Below are 22,718 nucleotides of genomic sequence, written 5' to 3' on the forward strand. Positions count from 1 at the left end.
CAACACAGCTGTCACTGAGCCACTGGCATCGGGGGCAAGCCCCCTCCCACATTTAAATCCGGTTTCTTCAGGGAAATAACACGCGTTTTTTGGAGGACTCAATCATGCAAACCAAACTGCTGATCAACGGCCAACTGGTACAAGGCGAAGGCCCGGCCCAGGCCATCTTCAACCCGGCCCTGGGCCGTGTGCTGGTGGAAATCAACGAAGCCAGCGAAGCCCAGGTCGACGCCGCCGTGCGCGCCGCCGATGCCGCGTTCGAAAGCTGGTCGCAAACCGCGCCCAAGGACCGCTCGCTGTTGCTGCTCAAATTGGCGGACGCCATCGAAGCCCACGGCGAAGAACTGGCCAAGCTGGAGTCGGACAACTGCGGCAAACCCTACAGCGCCGCGCTGAACGACGAGATCCCGGCGATTGCCGACGTGTTCCGCTTCTTTGCCGGTGCCAGTCGCTGCATGAGCGGTTCGGCCGGCGGCGAGTACTTGCCCGGCCATACCTCAATGATCCGCCGCGATCCGGTGGGCGTGATCGCGTCCATCGCACCGTGGAACTACCCGCTGATGATGGTCGCCTGGAAAATCGCCCCGGCCCTGGCCGCCGGTAATACCGTGGTGCTCAAACCGTCGGAACAAACCCCACTGACGGCATTGCGCATGGTGGAACTGGCGTCGGAAATCTTCCCGGCCGGCGTGCTCAACCTGGTGTTTGGCCGCGGCCCGACAGTAGGCAGCCCGCTGGTGCAGCATCCGAAAGTGCGCATGGTGTCGCTGACCGGTTCCATCGCCACCGGCGCGAACATCATCGCCAACACCGCCGACAGCGTGAAGCGCATGCACATGGAGCTGGGCGGCAAGGCACCGGTGATTATCTTCAACGACGCGGACATCGACGCCGCCGTGGAAGGCATCCGCACCTTCGGTTTCTATAACGCCGGCCAGGACTGCACGGCGGCGTGTCGCATCTATGCCCAGGCGGACATCTACGACGCCTTTGTCGAGAAACTCGGCGCGGCGGTCGCCAGCATCAAGTACGGTTTGCAGGATGACCCAAGCACCGAGCTGGGGCCATTGATCACCGCACAACACCGCGACCGCGTGGCCGGGTTTGTCGAACGTGCCGTGGCGCAATCGCATATCCGGCTGATCACCGGCGGCAAGGCCGTAGAAGGCAACGGGTTCTTCTTTGAACCGACCGTGCTGGCCGACGCCCAGCAAGACGACGAAATCGTGCGCCGCGAGGTGTTCGGGCCGGTGGTGTCGGTTACCAAATTCTCGGATGAAGCCCAGGTGCTGGGTTGGGCCAACGATTCGGACTACGGCCTTGCGTCATCCGTGTGGACGGCCGACGTAGGACGCGCCCATCGCCTGGCCGCACGCTTGCAATACGGCTGCACCTGGGTGAACACCCATTTCATGCTTGTCAGCGAAATGCCCCACGGCGGTCAGAAACTGTCGGGGTATGGCAAAGACATGTCCATGTATGGGCTGGAGGACTACACCACGGTCCGGCATGTGATGTTCAAGCATTGATTCGCCGCCCCCCTGCAAGCAGGCGCTTGCAGGGGGGCTAATAACAATAATTTTCAGGATCCCCCATGGACATCACCCGCCGCGACTTCCTCAACGGCGTCGCCATCACCATTGCTGCCGGCATCACGCCGCTGCAGATTCTCCAGGCCGCCCCCGACGGTCGCTATTACCCACCCGCCCTCACCGGCCTGCGCGGCAGTCATGTCGGTTCGTTCGAAGTGGCGCATCAGATGGGCTGGGAAAAGAAGGTCTTTGACACCGATACCTTGCCGATCACCGAGGACTATGACCTGGTGGTGGTCGGCGGTGGCCTGAGCGGTCTGGCGGCGGCGTGGTTCTACCGTGAGAAGCACCCCAAGGCGAAAATCCTGATCCTGGAAAACCATGACGATTTCGGCGGCCATGCCAAACGCAATGAGTTCCAGGCCGGCGGCCGCATGATCATCGGCTATGGCGGCAGCGAAGCCTTCCAGTCGCCCACCCACCTGTTCAGCGAGCAAGTGAACGGTTTGTTGAAAAAGCTCGGGGTGAATATCAAGCGCTTCGAAACCGCCTTCGACCGCCCGTTCTACCCCAGCCTGGGGCTGTCGCGCGGGGTATTTTTCGACAAGGAAAACTTCGGCGAAGACAAACTGGTGACCGGCGACCCGACGCCGATGGTGGCCGACGATATCGCCCCGGAACAGCTGCATGGGCGCGCCCTGAAAGACTTTATCAATGATTTCCCACTGCCGGCTGCGGACCGCCAGGCGTTGATCGAACTGCACACTGCGCCCAAGGACTACTTGCCGGGCAAAACGGCCGAGGAAAAGGCCGATTATCTGGCGGCCACCAGCTACCGGGACTTCCTGCTCAAGAACGTGGGGTTGTCGGAAGGTGCGGTGAAATACTTCCAGAGCCGCACCAATGACTTTATGGCCTTGAGCATTGATGCCGTGGCTGCGTCCGACGCTTATAACGTCGGTTTCCCTGGCTTCGCGGGGATGAACCTGACGCCGATCAGTGAAGAAGCTGCGGCAGAAATGGAAGAGCCCTACATCTACCACTTCCCGGACGGCAACGCGTCGCTGGCGCGCCTCTTGGTGCGCAGCCTGATTCCGGGGGTGGCGCCGGGGCACACCATGGACGATATCGTGCTGGCGCCCTTCGACTATGCCAGGCTCGACCAACCCAAGGCGCCGGTGCGCCTGCGCTTGAACAGCACGGCGGTGAGTGTGCGCAATGTCGGCGACGGCGTACATATCGGCTACAGCCGAGGCGGCCAACTCGCACAAGTACGCGGCAAACGCTGCATCCTGGCCTGCTACAACATGATGATTCCGTACCTGCTCAAGGGCCTGCCCGCGCCCCAGGCCCATGCGTTGAGCCAGAACGTGAAATTCCCCTTGGTGTACACCAAGGTGGTGATTCGTAACTGGCAGGCGTTTGAGAAGTTGGGTGTGCATGAAATCTACGCAGCTACCCAGCCTTACAGCCGCATCAAGCTGGACTACCCGGTGAGCATGGGCGGCTACGACCACCCGCGCGACCCGACGCAGCCCATCGGCTTGCACATGGTCTACGTGCCCACCAGCCCCAACAGCGGCATGAACGCCCGCGACCAGGCCCGCGCCGGACGCGGCCGGTTGTATGGGCAGACATTCGAGCAACTGGAAGCGCAATTACGTGACCAACTGCAACGCATGCTAGGCCCGGGCGGGTTCAACCATGAGACGGATATCCTGGCGATCACCGTGAATCGCTGGTCCCATGGCTATGCGTATTTTTCCAACAGCCTGTTCGATGACGCCGACGAAAGTGAAGCGCTGATGAACCTGGCGCGCAAACCGTTGGGGCATGTGAGCATCGCCAACTCGGACGCGGCCTGGAGTGCGTACGCGCATGCGGCGATCGACGAGGCGTACCGAGCCGTGGGCGAAGTGGCCTGAAACACACCTCTGACAGGCAATACAAAACTGTTTGTGGGAGGGGGCTCGCCCCCGATAGCAGTGGGTCAGCACTGAAATAGTTGGCTGATGCACCGCTATCGGGAGCAAGCCCTCTCCCACATTGGATCTTCATAATTCGTGAGTAATGTGGTTGCCCCACAGCCCCGGAAATGTCTTGTCGCACTTGCAATGCTATCACCCCGCCATCAATCATTTTTCCTACACCATCGAACCGCTTAAGCTATCCGGCGTCTGTTTAATGTTCGTTGCGTTTGGCCGAAGGCATGTCCGAACCGTACTTTCTGATCCAGCACGTGCCAGGAACGGCGCGGGATTTGCTCACGACAGGTTGTCTCTATGCATCGTAGGAATTTGCTCAAAGCGTCCATGGCCATTGCGGCTTATACCGGTCTGTCGGCCAGTGGCCTGCTCGCCGCCCAAGCATGGGCCGGGAACCGCGCCGCCGATGGGAAAGCCGTGGCGTTCGACTTCGAATCGCTCAAGGCCCAGGCCAAACAACTGGCCGCAACCGCCTACAAAGACACCAAACAGGTGCTGCCGCCGACCCTGGCGAGCATGACCCCGCAGAATTTCAACGCCATCGGCTACGACCGAAACCATTCGCTGTGGAAAGAGCTGAATGGCCAACTGGACGTGCAGTTCTTCCACGTCGGCATGGGCTTCAAGACGCCGGTGCGCATGCACAGCGTCGACCCTAAGACCCGCCAAGCCCGTGAGGTGCATTTCCGCCCTTCGCTGTTCAACTATGAAAAAACTACGGTCGACACCAAGCAACTGACCGGCGACCTGGGTTTCTCCGGCTTCAAACTGTTCAAGGCGCCGGAGCTGGACCGTCATGATGTGCTGTCGTTTCTCGGCGCCAGCTATTTCCGCGCGGTGGATTCCACCGGCCAGTACGGCCTGTCCGCGCGTGGCCTGGCAATCGACACCTACGCGAAAAAACGCGAAGAATTCCCAGATTTCACGCAGTTCTGGTTCGAAACCCCGGATAAGAACGCTACCCGCTTCGTGGTCTATGCCCTGCTCGACTCGCCGAGCGCCACTGGTGCCTACCGCTTCGATATCGACTGCCAGGCCAACCAGGTGGTGATGGCCATTGACGCGCATATCAATGCGCGCACGGCCATCGAACAATTGGGCATCGCACCGATGACCAGCATGTTCAGCTGCGGCACCCACGAGCGCCGCATGTGCGACACCATCCACCCGCAGATCCACGACTCGGACCGCCTGGCCATGTGGCGCGGCAATGGCGAGTGGGTCTGCCGCCCTCTGAATAACCCAGCCAAGCTGCAATTCAATGCGTTCGCCGACACCGACCCGAAAGGCTTCGGGCTGGTGCAGACCGACCACGAATTCGCCAGCTATCAGGACACTGTGGACTGGTACAGCAAACGCCCAAGCCTGTGGGTGGAGCCGACCACCGCTTGGGGCGAAGGCTCCATCGACCTGCTAGAAATCCCCACCACCGGCGAAACCCTGGACAACATCGTCGCCTTCTGGACCCCGAAAAACCCCGTGGCCGCCGGCGATTCGCTCAACTACGGCTACAAGCTGTACTGGAGCGCCCTGCCACCGGTAAGCACGCCATTAGCGCAAGTGGATGCTACCCGTTCCGGCATGGGCGGTTTTACCGAAGGCTGGGCACCGGGCGAGCATTACCCGCCGGTGTGGGCGCGCCGCTTCGCGGTGGACTTCAAGGGGGGCGGCCTGGACCGCTTGCCGGAGGGCACCGGGATCGAACCGGTGGTGACCTGTTCCCACGGCGAGGTGAAGGACTTCAGCGTGCTGGTACTGGATAACATCAAGGGCTACCGCATTCTGTTCGACTGGTACCCGACCAGCGACAGCGTGGAACCGGTGGAGCTGCGATTGTTTATCCGCACCCAGGACCGCACCTTGAGCGAAACCTGGTTGTATCAGTACTTCCCGCCAGCACCGGACCAACGCAAGTACACCTGATGCACCATGGGGGAGCGTTCGCTCCCCCATGATTGAACCGCGATTCAGAATCGCGACACGCTTTTCATCGCTCCAATCAAGTACCGCATCGCCACCTGGTCATCCTCGGTCAGGGCGCGGTACTGCGCCAACAACGCCTCTTCATCCGAACTCAGCCTTCGACCTCGCAACGCCACCCTGCGGGTCAGAAATGACGCCACCATACCCGCTACACCATAGGACTTGGCCATGGACTGCTTCTCCTGATAACAATCAAATACTCCTGGCGCCCATCACCTGCGTCCCGTGAAGCGCAATGCCTCAGTGGGCAAGCCGCCTGATTTCCTGGGCCAGAAATCAGGCTTACCGTAAGCGTAGAAACATTCTGATCGCGCGTGGGATTTTTTTAGAGCATTCACTTAAAAAATTTCTTCGGTAACAAAGGCCTACAGGTATTTCCCATACTCAGGGCAATAAAAAACCCACCGGATCAGGGTGGGTTGCTTATTGTCGCGACGGCTAATCCCTCAAATCGGACTCATGGATTGGCTGATCGCGATGGGTTGCTCGTTGATACTGCGCCGGCCAGATCGCCTTGCGCCCGCCCAGGTCGTCGTCGGCATGCAACGGCCAGTACGGATCGCGCAGCAGTTCACGGGCCAGGAAGATGATGTCGGCCTGACAGGTACGCAGGATGTGCTCGGCCTGCGCCGGCTCGGTGATCATGCCGACGGTGCCGGTGGCAATTTCTGACTCTTTGCGCACCCGCTCGGCGAAACGGGTCTGGTAACCCGGGCCGGTGGGGATCTCGGCGTTGGCGGCGGTGCCGCCGGACGAGACGTCGATCAAATCCACCCCGATTGCTTTGAGGCGGCGCGCCAGTTCCACGGTTTCATCCGGGTTCCAGCCGTCTTCCACCCAGTCGGTGGCAGATACGCGCACGAACAGTGGCAGTTCCTGAGGCCAGACGTCGCGCACGGCTTCGGTCACTTGCAACACCAATCGAATGCGATTCTGGAACGAGCCCCCGTACTGGTCCTGACGTTGATTGCTCAGTGGCGACAGAAACTGGTGCAGCAGATAGCCATGGGCCGCGTGGATCTCCACCACCTTGAAACCCGCAGTCAAGGCGCGTTTGGCGGCCGCGACGAAGTCGGCAACCACCTGCTGGATCTGTGCCTCATCCAGCTGTTTGGGTTGTGTGTGCAGCGGGTCGAAGGCAATCGGCGAAGGGCCGACCGGCACCCAGCCGCCGTCTTCGGGCTTGACGCTGCCATGCTTGCCGAGCCACGGGCGGTGGGTGCTGGCCTTGCGCCCGGCATGGGCCAGTTGAATACCGGCAACCGCCCCTTGGGCCGCAATAAAGCGCGTAATGCGTTGCAGCGGCTCGATCTGTTGATCGTTCCACAGCCCCAGGTCCTGGGCGGTGATACGGCCATCGGCGGTCACAGCGGTGGCTTCGGTGAAGATCAGACCGGCGCCGCCCACAGCACGGCTGCCGAGGTGCACCAGGTGCCAGTCGTTGGCCAAGCCATCGACGCTGGAGTACTGGCACATCGGCGAAACGGCAATGCGATTGGGCAGGGTCAATTGGCGCAGGGTATAGGATTCGAGCAGCTGACTCATGGCGCACCTCTTCTGGGTTCTGTGGGCACTATTCAAACCGTGCTTAGAGCCTAGTCGACAACGCGCGATTGCACAGGGTTCAGCACAAAGCGGGAGCCGATTGCCGGCCCCCGTGCAGCGCGTGCTTACATTTCGACCTGGGTGCCCAGCTCGATCACCCGGTTTACCGGGAGTTTGAAGAAGCGCAGGTTACCGTTGGCGTTTTTCAACATGAACGCGAACAGCCCTTCGCGCCAGCGCGCCATGCCTTTGATACGCGAGGCGATCACCGTTTCACGGCTGAGGAAGTAGGTGGTGCGCATCGGGCTGAAATCCAGATCGTCCAGATGGCACAGCTTCAGCGCTTCGGGCACGTCCGGCTCGTCGGTGAAACCGAAGTGCAGGATGACCCGGAAGAAGCCTTCACCGTAGGAGTCCACCTCGAACCGCCGGGTGGCGGGCACCCGTGGGATGTCTTCGTACACCACGGTCAGCAGCACCACTTGCTCATGCAGCACCTGGTTGTGCAGCAGGTTGTGCAACAGCGCATGGGGCACAGCGTCGGGGCGCGCGGTGAGAAACACCGCCGTGCCCTGCACCCGGTGGGGCGGCTGTACGCGGATACTGCTGATAAAGATCGGCAACGGCAGGCCGCCTTCATCGAGGCGGTCCACCAGCAATTGCTTGCCGCGTTTCCACGTCGTCATCAGTACGAACAGCACGATCCCCGCCAGTACCGGGAAGGCCCCGCCCTGGATGATCTTCGGCACGTTGGCGGCGAAGTACAGACCGTCGACCAACAGGCAGCAGACCAGCACCGGCACAGCCAGCACCGGCGGCCATTTCCACAGCAGCAGCATGACCGCCGACACCAGGATAGTGGTCATCAGCATGGTGCCGGTTACAGCCACGCCGTAGGCCGAGGCCAAGGCATTGGAGGATTCGAAGCCCAGTACCAGCAGAATGACGCCGACCATTAGCGACCAGTTCACCGCGCCAATGTAGATCTGGCCCTGTTCGGCACTGGAGGTGTGTTGGATGTGCATGCGCGGGATGTAACCAAGCTGGATCGCTTGGCGCGTCAAGGAGAACGCACCGGAAATCACTGCCTGGGACGCAATTACCGTGGCCAGGGTGGACAACACCACCAGCGGGATCAGCGCCCAACTCGGTGCCAGCAAGTAGAACGGGTTACGCGCGGCTTCGGGGTCGCCCAATAGCATCGCGCCCTGACCGAAGTAGTTAAGCACCAGTGCCGGCAGCACCAGCATGAACCACGCACGGGCAATCGGCTTGCGGCCGAAGTGCCCCATGTCGGCGTACAACGCTTCGGCACCGGTCAACGCCAGCACCACCGCGCCAAGGATCGCCACGCCAATGCCAGGGTGGGCCTCGAAGAAACGCACGGCCCAGATCGGGTTCAAGGCATGCAGCACCTCAGGGTGCAGGGTGATGCCGTACACACCCAGGCCGCCCAGCACCAGAAACCAGGTCACCATCACCGGCCCGAACAACTTGCCGATGTGATCGGTGCCATGCTTCTGGATCAGAAACAGCGCTACCAACACCACCAGGGCAATCGGTACCACCCATTTTTCCAGGCCATCGAACGCCAGTTCCAGACCTTCCACGGCCGACAATACGGAAATCGCCGGGGTGATCATGCTGTCGCCGTAGAACAACGCCGCCCCGCAAAGACCACAGACCACCAGGAAACTGCGCAGCTTCCTGCGCTCCCCCGCCGCCCGCCGCGCCAGCGCGGTAAGGGCCATGATGCCGCCTTCGCCCTGGTTGTCGGCACGAAGTACGAACAGCATGTACTTGATCGACACGACCCAGATCAGCGACCAGAAAATCAGCGCCAGAATCCCCAGCACGCCATCGTGGTTGACCTGAACCCCATAACCGCCGTTGAACACCTCTTTGAGGGTATAGAGCGGGCTGGTGCCGATATCGCCATACACCACCCCGACCGCCGCCACCAGCATGCCAATCGGCTTGGCGTTTGAATGCTCGGCACCTGTTGCCTGACTACTTGCCTGACCCATCAACCACTCCTGCCCTTTGACCTGAGGTCTTATATAAACAGCGCGTCTAAGCGAACCCTAGCATGCGCTGTTTTACTTCTCGTAACAGACGTTTTATTGACCCACGGGTTTTACCCATGCGCAACGGCGCGAAGCATAGCGCAGCGCTCGTCGTATTTCCCTGCATAAAGCTGGTCAAGTGCGTTGCCCATCGCTAGAATTGCGCACTTTTTGATCAGAGGCGCGCCCAGCGCCCGTCCGCTGCCCTGCCCTTCACGGCGGCGGCGTCATTCAATACCGAGGTTAGACATGTCCACCACTCCCGCAACGGCCAACCCCAAGGTCGGCTTTGTATCCCTGGGTTGCCCCAAGGCCCTGGTCGATTCCGAGCGCATCCTGACGCAACTGCGCATGGAAGGTTATGACGTGGTGTCCACTTATCAGGACGCGGACGTGGTGGTGGTCAATACCTGTGGCTTTATCGATTCGGCCAAGGCGGAGTCGCTGGAAGTGATCGGCGAAGCCATCAAGGAAAACGGCAAGGTCATCGTGACCGGCTGCATGGGCGTGGAAGAAGGCAATATTCGCGACGTGCACCCCAGCGTGCTGGCGGTGACCGGCCCGCAGCAATATGAGCAAGTGGTTAACGCCGTGCACGAGGTGGTGCCGCCACGTCAGGATCACAACCCGCTGATCGACCTGGTGCCACCGCAAGGCATCAAGCTGACCCCGCGCCACTACGCCTACCTGAAGATTTCCGAAGGCTGCAACCACAGCTGCAGCTTCTGCATCATCCCGTCGATGCGCGGCAAGCTGGTGAGCCGCCCGGTGGGTGACGTGCTAGACGAGGCCCAACGCCTGGTCAAATCCGGCGTGAAAGAGCTGCTGGTGATCTCCCAGGACACCAGCGCCTACGGCGTCGATGTGAAATACCGCACCGGTTTCTGGAACGGCGCGCCGGTGAAGACCCGCATGACCGAACTCTGCGAAGCCCTCAGCAGCCTGGGTGTGTGGGTGCGCCTGCACTATGTTTATCCGTACCCGCATGTGGACGAGCTGATCCCGCTGATGGCCGCCGGCAAGATCCTGCCGTACCTGGACATCCCGTTCCAGCACGCCAGCCCGAAAGTGCTCAAGGCCATGAAACGCCCGGCCTTCGAAGACAAGACCCTGGCGCGCATCAAAAACTGGCGCCAGATCTGCCCCGAGCTGATCATCCGCTCCACCTTTATCGTCGGCTTCCCCGGCGAAACCGAAGAAGACTTCCAGTACCTGCTGGACTGGCTGACCGAAGCCCAGTTGGACCGCGTTGGCTGCTTCCAGTACTCACCGGTTGAAGGTGCTCCGGCCAACCTGTTGGACCTGGCCGTGGTGCCGGACGACGTCAAGCAGGACCGTTGGGAACGCTTCATGGCCCATCAGCAGGCCATCAGCTCGGCGCGCCTGCAACTGCGCATCGGCAAGGAAATCGAAGTGTTGATCGACGAAGTCGACGAACAAGGCGCCGTGGGCCGTTGCTTCTTCGATGCGCCGGAGATCGACGGTAACGTATTTATCGACGACGCCAGCGGCTTGAAGCCAGGCGACAAGGTCTGGTGCACCGTGACCGACGCCGACGAATACGACCTGTGGGCCGAAAAGCGCGCCTGATCGTTAAAAACTGGAAAAGCCCTGCTTCTGGACAAGATGCGGGGCTTTTTTCGGTCTATCGTTTGGCCCAACAATGCAGATATCGGCAAGGGGCAGCGGGCATGAGGCAGCATTCGGTCATTCACACACCTAAGAGCAGCGATTACCCGGAGCTGGTGCGCATCTGGGAAGCTTCGGTGCGCGCCACCCACGACTTCCTGCCGGACAGCTACATCGTGTTACTCAAGGATCTGGTGCTGACCCGCTACCTGGATGCCGTGATGCTGATCTGCACAAAAGACGCCCGCCAGCGCATTACCGGATTTGCCGGGGTCGCGGCGGGCAAAGTGGAGATGCTGTTCATCGACCCGCAATACCGTGGCCAGGGCTTGGGCCGACAGTTGCTGCGCTACGCGGTGGAGTGCATGAACGCCGATGAGTTGGAAGTCAACGAACAGAACCCCCAGGCCCTGGGTTTTTACCTCAAGCAGGGTTTCGAGGTGATCGGACGCACGGAGCACGACGGCCTGGGCAAGCCTTATCCGTTGTTGCGCATGCGTTTGCGCCAGCTGCCGTCACAGGCGCGTCAGGGCTAAATGAAATGGGGTCGGGATTAACCGGCGCCAGGCAGGTACAATAGCCGCCCCCTTTTGTTACGGCCCTTGTCATGACTGACCCCATACGCCTCTCCAAACGCCTTATCGAACTGGTCGGTTGCTCCCGTCGGGAGGCCGAGCTGTTTATCGAAGGCGGCTGGGTCTCGGTGGACGGTGAAGTGATCGACGAACCGCAGTTCAAGGTCACCACCCAAAAGGTCGAACTCGACCCCGAAGCCAAGGCCACTGCGCCGGAGCCCGTGACCATCCTGCTGCACGCCCCGGCCGGCGTGGATGCCGACACGGCGATGGCGTCGATCAGCGCCGAAACCCTGTCGGACGAACATCGCTTCGGCAAGCGCCCGCTCAAGGGCCACTTCCTGCGCCTGAGCGCCAGCGCCGACCTGCAAGCCAAGGCCAGCGGCCTGCTGGTGTTTACCCAGGATTGGAAGATTCTGCGCAAGTTGACCGCCGATGCCGCCAAGATCGAGCAGGAATACGTGGTTGAGGTGGAAGGCGAGATGGTTGCCCACGGCCTCAATCGCCTGAACCACGGCCTGACCTATAAAGGCAAAGAGCTGCCGCCCGTCAAAGCCAGCTGGCAGAACGAAAACCGCCTGCGCTTTGCGCTGAAAAACCCGCAACCCGGGGTGATCGCATTGTTCTGCGAAGCGGTCGGCCTGAAAGTCGTGGCGATTCGCCGTATCCGCATCGGCGGTGTGTCCATCGGCAAGGTGCCCGTGGGCCAATGGCGTTACTTGTCCGGCAAAGAGAAATTCTAAGCCGCTCCCTTTTTTCGACAGCGCCCCACTGGGCGTTGTCCACCGTTGAAAACCAGGATTGCCCACCATGATTCACAACGACGTATTGCGCAGCGTGCGCTACATGCTCGACATCAGCGACAACAAAATGGTCGAGATCACCAAGCTCGGCGGCATGGACATCACCAAGGATGACCTGCTGACCTACCTCAAAAAGGACGAAGAAGAAGGCTTCGTGTTCTGCCCGGACGAGGTCATGGCGCACTTTCTCGATGGCCTGGTGATCTTCAAGCGCGGCAAGGACGAAAGCCGCCCACCCCAGCCGATCGAAACCCCGGTGACCAACAACATCATTCTCAAGAAGCTGCGCGTCGCCTTCGAACTGAAGGAAGACGACATGCACGCCATTCTCAAGTCAGCCGATTTCCCAGTATCCAAACCGGAACTGAGCGCGCTGTTCCGCAAGTTCGGCCACACCAATTACCGCCCATGCGGCGACCAGCTGCTGCGTAACTTCCTCAAGGGGCTGACGTTGCGGGTGCGTGCCTAAGCCATGAATTACCCGGTCTCACCCGTGGGCTTCGTGCGTTCCTGCTTCAAGGAGAAGTTCGCCATTCCGCGCCAGCCGCAACTGGCGCCAGCGGCCCGGGGTGTGGTGGAACTGGTGGCACCGTTCGATCAGGGCGAGGCGGTACAAGGCTTGGAGCAGGTCAGCCATGTGTGGTTGCTGTTTCTGTTCCACCAGGCCCTGGAAGACAAGCCGCGCCTGAAGGTGCGCCCGCCGCGCCTGGGTGGCAATGCGTCCATGGGGGTGTTTGCCACCCGCGCAACCCATCGACCCAATGGCATCGGCCAGTCGGTGGTGAAACTGGACAAGGTGGAGCCCGGACGCTTGTGGATTTCCGGGATCGATTTGCTGGATGGCACCCCCGTGCTGGATATCAAACCCTATGTGCCCTACGCCGACATCATCGACACGGCCACCAATGACATCGCCAGCGCTGCGCCGCCGTTGATTGCCGTGCAGTGGCTGAAGACGGCGCTGCAGCAAGCACAAGGCCACGCCCAGCGCCTTGGGGAACCATTGGTTGAGCTGATCGATCAGTGTTTGGCCCAGGACCCGCGCCCGGCCTACCAGACACCGGGGCCAGAACGTGAATACGGGGTGCGCTTCTGGGATGTGGATGTGCGCTGGCACTATCCCGAAGCGGGGGTGATTTGCGTATTGGAAGTGGTGCCCGCTAACTGAATAAGGCGCAAACGAAATGTGGGAGGGGGTAAGCCCCCTCCCACATTTTTTTACCGCAGTTACTTCTCGACGAATGCGCGCTCGATCAGATAGTCGCCCGGCTCACGCATGCGCGGCGAAACTTTCAGGCCGAAGCTGTTGAGCACTTCGCTGGTCTCGTCCAGCATGCTTGGGCTGCCGCACAGCATGGCGCGGTCGTCCTCTGGATTGATCGGCGGCAGGCCGATATCGCTGAACAGTTTGCCGCTGCGCATCAGGTCGGTCAGGCGACCCTGATTTTCGAAGGGCTCGCGGGTCACGGTTGGGTAGTAGATCAGCTTCTCACGCACGGCCTCGCCGAAGAACTCGTTCTGCGGCAGGTGCTCGGTGATGAACTCGCGGTAGGCGACTTCGTTGACGTAGCGCACGCCGTGGCACAGGATCACTTTTTCGAAACGCTCATAGGTTTCCGGGTCCTGGATCACGCTCATAAATGGCGCCAGGCCAGTGCCGGTGCTGAGCAGGTACAGGTGTTTGCCGGGCTTCAAGTCGTCAAGCACCAGGGTGCCTGTCGGTTTCTTGCTGATGATGATTTCGTCGCCTTCCTTCAGGTGCTGCAATTGGGAGGTCAGCGGACCATCCGGCACCTTGATGCTGAAGAACTCCAGATGCTCTTCCCAGTTTGGGCTGGCAATGGAGTAAGCGCGCATGAGCGGGCGGCCGTTGGGCTGTTGCAGGCCGATCATCACGAACTGACCGTTCTCGAAGCGCAAGCCCGGATCGCGGGTGCACTTGAAGCTGAACAGAGTGTCGTTCCAGTGATGAACACTGAGGACACGCTCGTGGTTCATGTTGCTCATGTACGGGGGACTCCTGGAAATGGGTCTGCACTAAATGTGAAGCGCGCAATTGCAGCGCATTCTAATGGCGGCGACAATATCTGTTAACTGAATTATTAAGATAAGGGTTATCGGTTATATCGATATGCGATTTACTCTCCGTCAACTGCAAGTCTTCGTCGCCGTCGCCCAGCAGGAAAGCGTTTCGCGCGCTGCTGGCCTGCTGGCCTTATCCCAATCCGCTGCCAGCACTTCGATCACGGAGCTTGAGCGTCAATCCAGCTGCCAATTATTCGACCGCGCCGGTAAACGCCTGAGCCTCAACGCTCTCGGCCATCAACTGTTACCCCAGGCGGTGGCGCTGCTGGACCAGGCCAAGGAGATCGAAGACCTGCTCAACGGCAAGTCCGGCTTTGGTTCCCTGGCGGTCGGTGCCACCCTGACCATCGGCAACTACCTGGCGACCTTGCTGATCGGCAGCTTCATGCAACAACACCCCGAGAGTCAGGTGAAACTGCATGTGCAAAACACTGCGCATATCGTGCACCAAGTCGCGCATTACGAAATTGACCTGGGTCTAATCGAAGGCGACTGCAGCCACCCGGATATCGAGGTGCAGACTTGGGTAGAGGACGAACTCGTGGTGTTTTGCGCGCCGCAGCACCCCCTGGCCAGACGCGGCATGGCGAGCATGGACGAGTTGACCCATGAGGCGTGGATCCTGCGTGAACAAGGCTCCGGCACGCGCCTGACGTTTGACCAAGCCATGCGCCATCACCGCAGCGCGCTGAATATCCGCCTCGAACTGGAACACACCGAGGCGATCAAGCGAGCGGTGGAGTCCGGACTGGGCATTGGCTGCATCTCACGGCTGGCGCTGCGCGATGCGTTTCGCCGTGGCAGCCTGGTGCCGGTGGAAACGCCGGATCTGGACCTTATGCGGCAGTTTTACTTCATCTGGCACAAGCAGAAATACCAGACCTCAGCGATGCGCGAGTTCCTGGAACTCTGTCGCGCGTTCACGGCCGGCGTGCAACGCAGCGACGAAATCGTGCTGCCGACCATTGCCTGAGGTTTAAATCAGGATGACGGCCCACACCAGGGTGATCATGGTCAGGGCCACGAATTGCGCGGCGCTGCCCATGTCCTTGGCGTTTTTCGACAAGGGATGACGGTCCAGAGAGATGCGATCGATCGCCGCTTCCACCGCCGAATTGAGCAGCTCGACGATCAGCGCCAGCAGGCACACGGCGATCAGCAACGCACGCTCGACGCGGCTGACGCTCAGAAAAAAGCTCAACGGGATCAGGATCACATTGAGCAACACCAACTGACGGAACGCCGCCTCCCCGGTGAATGCCGCGCGCAGGCCATCCAGGGAATATCCCCCAGCATTGAAGATACGTTTGATACCGGTTTGACCCTTGAAAGGCGACATAGATGTAGGCAACTGAACCAAAGGAGTGGGGAAACTAGATCACGCGAAGTCAAAAAAGCGTGAATCGAAACCGGCTTAATGCTGCGTAATTGACTCAAGTTGTTGCAAAAGCAAGGCCGCCTGGGTGCGCGTACGCACGTTCAGTTTGCGGAAAATCGCCGTGACATGGGCCTTGATGGTGGCTTCCGAGACTTTCAGCTCGTAGGCAATTTGCTTGTTCAACAAACCTTCACAGACCATGGTCAAGACCCGGAACTGTTGGGGTGTCAGGCTGGCTAGGCCCTCCTGTGCGGCCTTGGCCTCGGCAGAGACATTGATGGTTTCCGAGGCTTGCGGGGGCCACGAGACGTCACCATCCAGAACGGCACGCACTGCGGCTTGAATCTGCTCCATGGAGCTAGACTTGGGAATAAATCCACTGGCGCCAAACTCTCTTGAGCGCACCACCACATCGGCCTCTTCTTGGGCAGAGACCATCACCACTGGAATCTGTGGGTACTGTCCGCGTAGCAGCACCAGCCCGGAGAAACCGTATGCGCCCGGCATGTTCAGGTCGAGCAGCACAAGATCCCAGTCGGTTTTGTCGGTCAGATGGGTTTCCAGCTCAGCAATACTGGCCACTTCGACCAGGCGGACATCCGGGCCTAGGCCCAGCGTCACCGCTTGACGCAACGCACTGCGAAACAGCGGGTGGTCGTCGGCTATCAGGATTTCGTATGTGGCCATTGATTAAATGATCCTGTTTTTATGGGAGCCCCGATGGGTTCAGGGTTCACCAATGCACAAGGCGGTGGCCAGGCAGCCATCGCCAGAGGGCGTGCTCGACGTGAAACGACGTCGATAATCCATGCTGGCACCTCAATCGGCGCCCAGCATGCCCAGCGTAGCCTGGGGGGTCAAGCACTACGCCCACGGGCATTTTAGCGGGTTGCAGGGATAAGGTGCCATCATGCAAACGTCGTCTGGCTAAAGCTCCGGTATATAGGGCGCAAGGCGCGCGTGAACAGGGTCCGCCAGATCCAGTGGCAACTGAAACTTGGCCGCCAGGTAGTGGGTACTGAATACATCGAGGTAGGCGTCCAAGACTTCACTGGCGGCGCCATCGTCAGCCAACTCCAGGCACAGGGCCGCAACTTCGGCGGTGCAAAAGTGATCATCGCGTTTGGAGCGGCGCAGCTTATAGCGTGACAGTTGCTCAGGCGCCAGGCTCAACACCGGCAGATGTTCCAAGTAAGGGCTCTTGCGGAACATCTTGCGCGCCTCGCTCCAGGTGCCGTCCAACAAGATGAACAACGGACGCTTGCCCTCCTCCACCGTGACGGCACTGACGACACGCTCCGGCGCCACGAACTCGCCGGGAAACACGATATAGGGCTGCCATTGCGGATCGGCCAACAAGGTGAGCAACCCTGCATCGACCTCGGTACGCGACCACGCGAACGCCGTGGTGTCATCGATCACATCGGCGATCAGCCAGCCGGTATTGCTGGGCTTCATCGGCTCAACATCATGCATCAACAGGCACATGGCGGACCTGGCTGCGACCTTGGGTCGCCAGGCGCACAGGCAATATTCGGGAATGACCCGGCAGCCGGGGCAACGCTCAGCGCGGGAGCCGCGATTGACGAAAGGTTTGATGGCGCGCGCCAGGCGCTGAGTGCGCAGGCGGGAGACGGCGTGGCTCATCGCATGCGCCGTAGAAACGGGAAAATCGACACGGGGTCACTCAAGATCGGTTGAAGTGGCCGCAGTTTACCAGCGATACGCCTGGCTGTAGCGGCAAGGCCTCACCTATAATCGCGCGCCACTGAACGCACAGCGCAGTGGCGGGTCTATGCACCTGTAACCGAATCAGGAGAATTTCATGCTGCGTTCCATGCTGCGTCTTGTCGCCCCATCCGTCGCGCTTGCGCTGGTTTTGCCCATGGGCGCCCACGCTGCCTCGCTGCTGGAGGCGCAAATGAACAAGAAGCTGCAAAGCGTTGCCGCCGAGAGCAATAAAGGCCTGCCGCGAGAAATCGACGAAAAAACCCTGGAAGTGGCCTACACCGTTGAAGGTATGCAGCTGATCGACCACCTGAGTGTGCTGCCCGACCGTGCCGAACAGATGCGCGCCAACCCCAAGGCTGTCTACTTCCAATTGGGCCGCAGCGTCTGCACAAACCCCGGCTACCGCGAGTTGATGGCCAAGGGCGCCGTGATGCGCTATGAAATCACCGAGAACAAGAGCAACCGCCCTGTGGCATCGGTGAAGTTCGCAGAAGCGGACTGCCCAGCCCCGACGAAGAAGAAAAAGTAAATTCGGCTTTATCCCCGCGCTGCGGTCCCGTGGCGCGTACTCCCCCTTTGCAATTGTTTCCCGCCAGCCCCCCTCTGATCAACCAATAAGCGGTTGCCAGCCAAGGCTTTTTCGGCCCATGATCGAGTCATCTCAAACACCCTTGCGTAACGGTTTCCATACCGTCCTGTAACATTTTCAGGGCACAAGAGGGTTTCCCTACTGCGACTTGCAGTGCAGAGGTTTTTAAATCACTAGGAACATACAGAGCGCGCTTTGCCGACTGGCAAACAGGTGCAATGCCTAAGGCATGCAGCGACACATGCAGTGTCGTGACCGCCGGACGATCACTCGCCGCCGGCCCAACCTCTGTGAATAAGGAGACGTTGAGTGCCTTACCAACCGAATGACAGCTTGATACGACATTTTGAAGAACACGGGCCCGAGCTCACACAGCAAGTCGAAGCTCAGCTCCAACAGATCGCCCCCAACAGCCCGAACAGCCCCCTGTATCGCGACATGATCCTTACCGTGCTGCGCATGGCCCAAGACGACCGCGACCGTTGGAACGCCAAAATAACCCTACAGGCCATCCGCGAATTGGACCACTCGTTCCGGGTTCTGGAACAGTTCAAGGGGCGACGCAAGGTCACCGTATTCGGCTCGGCACGCACTCCGGTAGAAAGCCCGTTATATGCCTTGGCTCGCGAGGTGGGCACCGCCTTGGCGCGCTCCGATCTGATGGTGATCACTGGCGGTGGCGGCGGCATCATGGCGGCAGCACACGAGGGTGCTGGCCTGGAGCATAGCCTGGGGTTCAATATCACCTTACCGTTTGAACAGCACGCCAACCCCACCATCGATGGCACTGAAAACCTGCTGTCCTTCCACTTCTTCTTTACCCGCAAACTGTTCTTCGTCAAAGAAGCCGATGCGCTGGTGTTATGCCCAGGCGGTTTCGGCACCCTGGACGAAGCGCTGGAAGTATTAACGCTGATCCAGACCGGCAAGAGCCCGCTGGTGCCGGTGGTGTTGCTGGATGCGCCCGGCGGTGGGTTCTGGCAAGGCGCTTTGGACTTTATCCGCAACCAGTTGGAGGCCAATCGCTACATTCTGCCGACCGATCTCAAGCTGGTTCGGTTGGTGTACAGCGCTGAAGAGGCCGTGGACGAAATCAATCAGTTCTACGCCAACTTCCACTCCACACGCTGGCTCAAACGGGAGTTTGTAATGCGCATGAACCATCCGCTCAGCGAACAGGCCTTGGCGCATCTGCAGACTGAATTCGCCAGCCTGCGTTTGAGTGGCGAGTTCCAGCAACTGACTTACACCGGGGAGGAACATGATGAGCCGAAATTCAGCCATTTGACGCGATTGGTGTTCAATTTCAACGGGCGAGATCAAGGCCGTTTGCGAGAGTTGGTGGACTACATCAACCTGCCAGAGAACTGGGCCCATGCCCAGGGCACGGCGCAGCAGCGAGTGACACCGGAGCCGGCGTGAATTCAGAAACGCGAAAAGGCCCGCTATTTTCATAGCGGGCCTTTTAGGGTGTATCGGGGGATCGTATTGAGCGACCAGGGGTTATGTAGCCGTTCGCCGGAACGAATCTGCGTTACTCAGTCGTCCATCTCTCGACCGCTGAGCAAACGGCTGATCATATCCATTGAAAACCCGCGATAGCTCAGGAATCGACCTTGTTTCGCACGCTCCTTGGCATCAATCGGTAGATGACCAGAGAACTTGCGACGCCAGGTATCCTCCAGTTGCGACTGCCAGTTGATATCGCACTCACGCAAAGCAAGGTCGATATCGCTACGCTGCAAACCGCGCTGGCTCAGTTCTTCGCGAATTCGTGCAGGACCGTAGCCGGACCGGGCTCGGTAGGAAACAAAACTTTCCAGGTAACGGGATTCGGAAAGCAGGCCCTCCTCCGTCAAACGGTCGAGAGCGGCTTCGATCATCTCGGGCTCTGCGCCGCGCTGGCGCAATTTACGCGTCAGTTCGACTCGACCATGCTCGCGGCGAGCGAGCAGGTCCATTGCAGTGCGCCTAACGGCGACGAGTGTATCCAGTACAACAGTCATCGTTTGCTTCAGATGTCGGTGTCGGCTTCTTCCATCTCGTCAACCGGTTCACGGTTGGCGGCAGCTTTCACGTCTGGCGCGGCAGTCAGCAGCTTGTCGCGAATTTGCTTCTCAAGAGCAGCGGCGATGTCCGGGTTATCCGCCAGGAACTTGGCCGAGTTGGCCTTGCCTTGACCGATCTTGCTGCCGTTGTAGGCATACCAGGCGCCGGATTTCTCGACGAAGCCGTGCAACACGCCCAGGTCGATCATCTCGCCGTTCAGGTAGATGCCCTTGCCGTAGAGAATCTGGAATTCGGCCTGACGGAAAGGTGGAGCTACCTTGTTCTTCACCACTTTGACGCGGGTTTCGCTACCGACAACCTCGTCGCCTTCCTTCACTGCGCCAGTACGGCGGATATCCAGACGGACCGAAGCGTAGAACTTCAACGCGTTACCACCTGTGGTGGTTTCCGGGCTACCGAACATCACACCGATCTTCATACGGATCTGGTTGATGAAGATCACCAGGCAGTTGGCGTTCTTGATGTTACCGGTGATTTTACGCAGCGCCTGGGACATCAGACGGGCTTGCAGACCCACGTGCATGTCACCCATTTCGCCTTCGATTTCAGCCTTGGGTACCAGGGCCGCCACGGAGTCGACCACGATCACGTCGATGGCATTGGAGCGCACCAGCATGTCGGTGATTTCCAGGGCCTGCTCACCGGTGTCAGGCTGGGAAACCAGCAGGTCGTCAACGTTGACGCCCAGCTTGCCGGCGTATTCTGGATCCAGGGCGTGTTCGGCATCGACGAACGCGCAGGTGGCGCCCATTTTTTGAGCCTGGGCAATCACCGACAGAGTCAGGGTGGTTTTACCGGAAGATTCAGGACCATAGATTTCAACGATACGGCCTTTTGGCAGGCCGCCAATGCCGAGTGCGATGTCCAGACCCAGAGAGCCAGTGGAAATAGCCGGGATCGCCTGACGGTCGTGATCGCCCATACGCATTACGGCACCCTTGCCGAATTGACGTTCGATCTGACCCAGGGCCGCAGCCAAGGCTTTCTTCTTGTTGTCGTCCATTAAAGTCCTCACGTAATCAATAAGGCCTGACGGCCAACACCTGTATAAGTAGACAGTATTGTTCCACAAAGATCGGAGATCGCCTACCCCTGTTTTTCTATTTCTACTGCAGCTCGTCGCAACAAGCCCTCCAGCGCGGCCTTGACCGTTTGTCGGCGGACCTCGTCACGGTTGCCCTTGAAGTGCTCGCGCTGCGCCGTAACCTCATCCCCCACGCCGAACGCCAGCCAAACGGTACCCACCGGTTTTTCCGGCGAACCACCATCCGGCCCTGCCACGCCACTGACCGCGACGGCGAATCGCGCCAGACTTTTCTCCTGGGCGCCGCGTACCATCGCCTCCACCACTTCCTGACTCACGGCCCCTACTTTGGCAAACAGCTCGTCGGGAACATTCAACTGTCGAGTCTTCTGCCGGTTGGAGTAGGTGACATAACCGGCCTCGAACCAGGCTGAACTGCCGGGAATCCGCGTAATAGCCTCGGCAATGCCGCCACCTGTACAGGACTCTGCCGTGGTGACATGTGCATTGAGCACCTGCAGGCGGCGGCCCAGTTCAGCGGCAAGTTGAGTGATCTCGTTCACGGTCGTCTCCTGGAGTGGGCGGGCGTTCGCCTACCCTACAGGAGCCGATCGCGCACGCAAGCCACAGGCTGCATCAAGATGCTAACGGGCGATGGTTTGCACGTAGGCCTGGCACGCTCGTAAGGCAATCAGGGCGTTATCGCCGTCGTCGGTGATGGCGATAATTCGCTGAGCATGCGCCGGGTCAAGTCGGGCTCGCGGGGCTGCATGAACCAGGCCGCTGGCGGTGGTGGGGGCTGGCACTGCACTACCGTTGGCGGGGTCGCGGGTGTCGAGAAGGACTGACAACCGCACATCAGCAGTGGCCAGGCGATCACGCAAAGCAGCCTGATGACGTTGTGCATCGCTTAACTCCTGCGCGTGTTGTTGATCGTTGGCGCTGAGCTTCTGCTCCAGGGCCAGTCGCTTGTCGTGTTCGGCCTGTTGTTGACGCACGGCCAACTGGTGTTGTTGATCGAGCTCCCGGGCATGTATCGTCGCCAACCGTTGGATCTGCGCCTCATACCGCCAGACCTGCACCTGCCAGGCCAGCCCCGCCGCCATCGCCACCAGCAGGAAATAGCCGAGCAAACGGTAGGACGTTAAGAACCGCATAACACTGCCTTCGCCCGCGCCCACAGCTGCATGCGCTGCTCCAGACCATTGAGCCCACCATTGATGCGGCGCGTAATCGTGGTGAATTGATCCTTGTCGGCCAACGCGTTCAGACCATTGCTTGCCCAATACCAAGCCGCCGACTCACACGCCCACCGGGGCTGCTCAAGCAGTTCAGGCTGTGCCAACAGGCGATCGTCGCCGAATAGCGCCCGACTGCACGTCATATAGTTTCGACGGCCGGTAAGCTGGATGAGCCCCCTGCCCCGATACTTCTGACCGTCACCGTCCGCTTCGGGCGTATTACCCAGGCGCGCAGCCAAGCTGCCGGTGTCGTATTTGCTCAGGTATTGGTGGCTGCCCAATTCGCGCAGGTATTGCAGCTCGCCGGATTCGTGAGCGATCTGAGCGAGAAAGGCAGCGATGCGTTGGGGGGTGTCGATAGCGTACCGTTCCATCGCAGCATTTATGGCGGGCAAAAAAACACCCGCTACGAGGCGGGCTGCTGGCATGACGTGAACAAGTTGGGCAAGCGTAATCAGCATGATTTCTACTCTGTAAGAAGG

The 22,718-nt window shown here is 60.0% G+C and carries 23 protein-coding genes; 11 read left to right on the top strand and 12 right to left on the bottom strand.

Annotated features, from left to right (window positions below; all coding sequences use genetic code 11):
• The first annotated feature begins 104 nt into the window (after positions 1-104).
• The 3 genes from ABX75_RS05085 to ABX75_RS05095 all read left to right on the top strand — a co-directional run bounded on the left by ABX75_RS05085 (position 105) and on the right by ABX75_RS05095 (position 5,440).
• Positions 105-1,529 carry a gamma-aminobutyraldehyde dehydrogenase gene (locus tag ABX75_RS05085; protein WP_034096185.1) on the top strand — a complete coding sequence of 475 codons (1,425 nt, stop codon included), beginning with the start codon at positions 105-107 and terminating at the stop codon, positions 1,527-1,529.
• Positions 1,530-1,594: 65 nt separating this feature from the next.
• On the top strand, positions 1,595-3,457 hold the full coding sequence (locus tag ABX75_RS05090) for an NAD(P)/FAD-dependent oxidoreductase (RefSeq protein ID WP_047881562.1): 1,863 nt from the start codon (positions 1,595-1,597) through the stop codon (positions 3,455-3,457).
• Positions 3,458-3,814: 357 nt separating this feature from the next.
• Entirely contained in the window at positions 3,815-5,440 is a 1,626-nt protein-coding gene (locus ABX75_RS05095; protein WP_047881563.1) for a glucan biosynthesis protein D, read from the top strand.
• A 44-nt stretch (positions 5,441-5,484) separates the two neighbouring features.
• Here ABX75_RS05095 and ABX75_RS05100 read toward each other — a convergent pair whose 3' ends face one another.
• From ABX75_RS05100 to ABX75_RS05110, 3 genes are all read right to left on the bottom strand, one after another.
• Complete coding sequence (locus ABX75_RS05100; protein WP_034096182.1) at positions 5,485-5,670, bottom strand: hypothetical protein; 186 nt, start codon at positions 5,668-5,670, stop codon at positions 5,485-5,487.
• Between the two features lie 268 nt (positions 5,671-5,938).
• Positions 5,939-7,045, bottom strand: a complete 1,107-nt coding sequence (locus ABX75_RS05105; RefSeq protein WP_034112079.1) for an NADH:flavin oxidoreductase/NADH oxidase — start codon at positions 7,043-7,045, stop codon at positions 5,939-5,941.
• 125 nt (positions 7,046-7,170) lie between these two features.
• Complete coding sequence (locus ABX75_RS05110; protein WP_034096180.1) at positions 7,171-9,072, bottom strand: potassium transporter Kup; 1,902 nt, start codon at positions 9,070-9,072, stop codon at positions 7,171-7,173.
• A 288-nt stretch (positions 9,073-9,360) separates the two neighbouring features.
• Here ABX75_RS05110 and rimO point away from each other — a divergent pair, with 288 nt between their 5' ends.
• From rimO to tsaA, 5 genes are all read left to right on the top strand, one after another.
• Entirely contained in the window at positions 9,361-10,701 is a 1,341-nt protein-coding gene (gene rimO, locus ABX75_RS05115; RefSeq protein ID WP_034096179.1) for a 30S ribosomal protein S12 methylthiotransferase RimO, read from the top strand.
• A gap of 101 nt (positions 10,702-10,802) precedes the next feature.
• On the top strand, positions 10,803-11,276 hold the full coding sequence (locus ABX75_RS05120) for a GNAT family N-acetyltransferase (RefSeq protein WP_034096178.1): 474 nt from the start codon (positions 10,803-10,805) through the stop codon (positions 11,274-11,276).
• A gap of 71 nt (positions 11,277-11,347) precedes the next feature.
• Positions 11,348-12,058, top strand: coding sequence for an rRNA pseudouridine synthase (locus ABX75_RS05125; RefSeq protein WP_034096177.1), 711 nt, complete (start codon positions 11,348-11,350; stop codon positions 12,056-12,058).
• 67 nt (positions 12,059-12,125) lie between these two features.
• Complete coding sequence (locus ABX75_RS05130; RefSeq protein ID WP_034096176.1) at positions 12,126-12,587, top strand: DUF1456 family protein; 462 nt, start codon at positions 12,126-12,128, stop codon at positions 12,585-12,587.
• A 3-nt stretch (positions 12,588-12,590) separates the two neighbouring features.
• Positions 12,591-13,286, top strand: a complete 696-nt coding sequence (tsaA, locus tag ABX75_RS05135; RefSeq protein WP_034096175.1) for a tRNA (N6-threonylcarbamoyladenosine(37)-N6)-methyltransferase TrmO — start codon at positions 12,591-12,593, stop codon at positions 13,284-13,286.
• A gap of 59 nt (positions 13,287-13,345) precedes the next feature.
• Here the strand turns inward: tsaA and fpr are convergent, their stop codons facing one another.
• Complete coding sequence (gene fpr, locus ABX75_RS05140) at positions 13,346-14,125, bottom strand: ferredoxin-NADP reductase (protein WP_034096174.1); 780 nt, start codon at positions 14,123-14,125, stop codon at positions 13,346-13,348.
• 124 nt (positions 14,126-14,249) lie between these two features.
• Between fpr and ABX75_RS05145 the strand changes: the two genes are divergently transcribed.
• Positions 14,250-15,176: a LysR family transcriptional regulator gene (locus tag ABX75_RS05145; RefSeq protein WP_034096173.1), complete on the top strand. Its 927-nt coding sequence runs from the start codon at positions 14,250-14,252 to the stop codon at positions 15,174-15,176.
• Positions 15,177-15,179: 3 nt separating this feature from the next.
• Here ABX75_RS05145 and ABX75_RS05150 read toward each other — a convergent pair whose 3' ends face one another.
• From ABX75_RS05150 to ABX75_RS05160, 3 genes are all read right to left on the bottom strand, one after another.
• Complete coding sequence (locus ABX75_RS05150; RefSeq protein WP_034096172.1) at positions 15,180-15,542, bottom strand: diacylglycerol kinase; 363 nt, start codon at positions 15,540-15,542, stop codon at positions 15,180-15,182.
• Positions 15,543-15,617: 75 nt separating this feature from the next.
• On the bottom strand, positions 15,618-16,268 hold the full coding sequence (erdR, locus tag ABX75_RS05155) for a response regulator transcription factor ErdR (RefSeq protein ID WP_034096171.1): 651 nt from the start codon (positions 16,266-16,268) through the stop codon (positions 15,618-15,620).
• 240 nt (positions 16,269-16,508) lie between these two features.
• Positions 16,509-17,228 carry a tRNA-uridine aminocarboxypropyltransferase gene (locus ABX75_RS05160; protein WP_034096170.1) on the bottom strand — a complete coding sequence of 240 codons (720 nt, stop codon included), beginning with the start codon at positions 17,226-17,228 and terminating at the stop codon, positions 16,509-16,511.
• Positions 17,229-17,406: 178 nt separating this feature from the next.
• Here ABX75_RS05160 and ABX75_RS05165 point away from each other — a divergent pair, with 178 nt between their 5' ends.
• A complete protein-coding gene (locus ABX75_RS05165) occupies positions 17,407-17,841 on the top strand; it encodes a PA3611 family quorum-sensing-regulated virulence factor (protein ID WP_034096169.1) in 435 nt (144 codons plus the stop codon).
• A 369-nt stretch (positions 17,842-18,210) separates the two neighbouring features.
• Entirely contained in the window at positions 18,211-19,323 is a 1,113-nt protein-coding gene (locus ABX75_RS05170; RefSeq protein ID WP_034096168.1) for a TIGR00730 family Rossman fold protein, read from the top strand.
• Between the two features lie 116 nt (positions 19,324-19,439).
• Here the strand turns inward: ABX75_RS05170 and recX are convergent, their stop codons facing one another.
• The 5 genes from recX to ABX75_RS05195 all read right to left on the bottom strand — a co-directional run bounded on the left by recX (position 19,440) and on the right by ABX75_RS05195 (position 22,697).
• A complete protein-coding gene (recX, locus tag ABX75_RS05175) occupies positions 19,440-19,907 on the bottom strand; it encodes a recombination regulator RecX (RefSeq protein WP_034096167.1) in 468 nt (155 codons plus the stop codon).
• An 8-nt stretch (positions 19,908-19,915) separates the two neighbouring features.
• The gene (gene recA, locus ABX75_RS05180) at positions 19,916-20,974 is read right to left on the bottom strand and encodes a recombinase RecA (protein ID WP_034096166.1); all 1,059 of its coding nucleotides are present in this window, start codon (positions 20,972-20,974) and stop codon (positions 19,916-19,918) included.
• 83 nt (positions 20,975-21,057) lie between these two features.
• Positions 21,058-21,558, bottom strand: coding sequence for a CinA family protein (locus tag ABX75_RS05185; protein WP_034096165.1), 501 nt, complete (start codon positions 21,556-21,558; stop codon positions 21,058-21,060).
• An 81-nt stretch (positions 21,559-21,639) separates the two neighbouring features.
• Positions 21,640-22,152 carry a lysis system i-spanin subunit Rz gene (locus tag ABX75_RS05190; RefSeq protein WP_034112077.1) on the bottom strand — a complete coding sequence of 171 codons (513 nt, stop codon included), beginning with the start codon at positions 22,150-22,152 and terminating at the stop codon, positions 21,640-21,642.
• Complete coding sequence (locus ABX75_RS05195; RefSeq protein ID WP_034096163.1) at positions 22,140-22,697, bottom strand: glycoside hydrolase family 19 protein; 558 nt, start codon at positions 22,695-22,697, stop codon at positions 22,140-22,142. Before ABX75_RS05195 ends, ABX75_RS05190 begins: the two co-directional genes overlap by 13 nt.
• Between the last annotated feature and the right edge of the window lie 21 nt (positions 22,698-22,718).

Source organism: Pseudomonas sp. ARP3, from assembly GCF_001029595.1.
Taxonomy (GTDB): domain Bacteria; phylum Pseudomonadota; class Gammaproteobacteria; order Pseudomonadales; family Pseudomonadaceae; genus Aquipseudomonas; species Aquipseudomonas rhodesiae.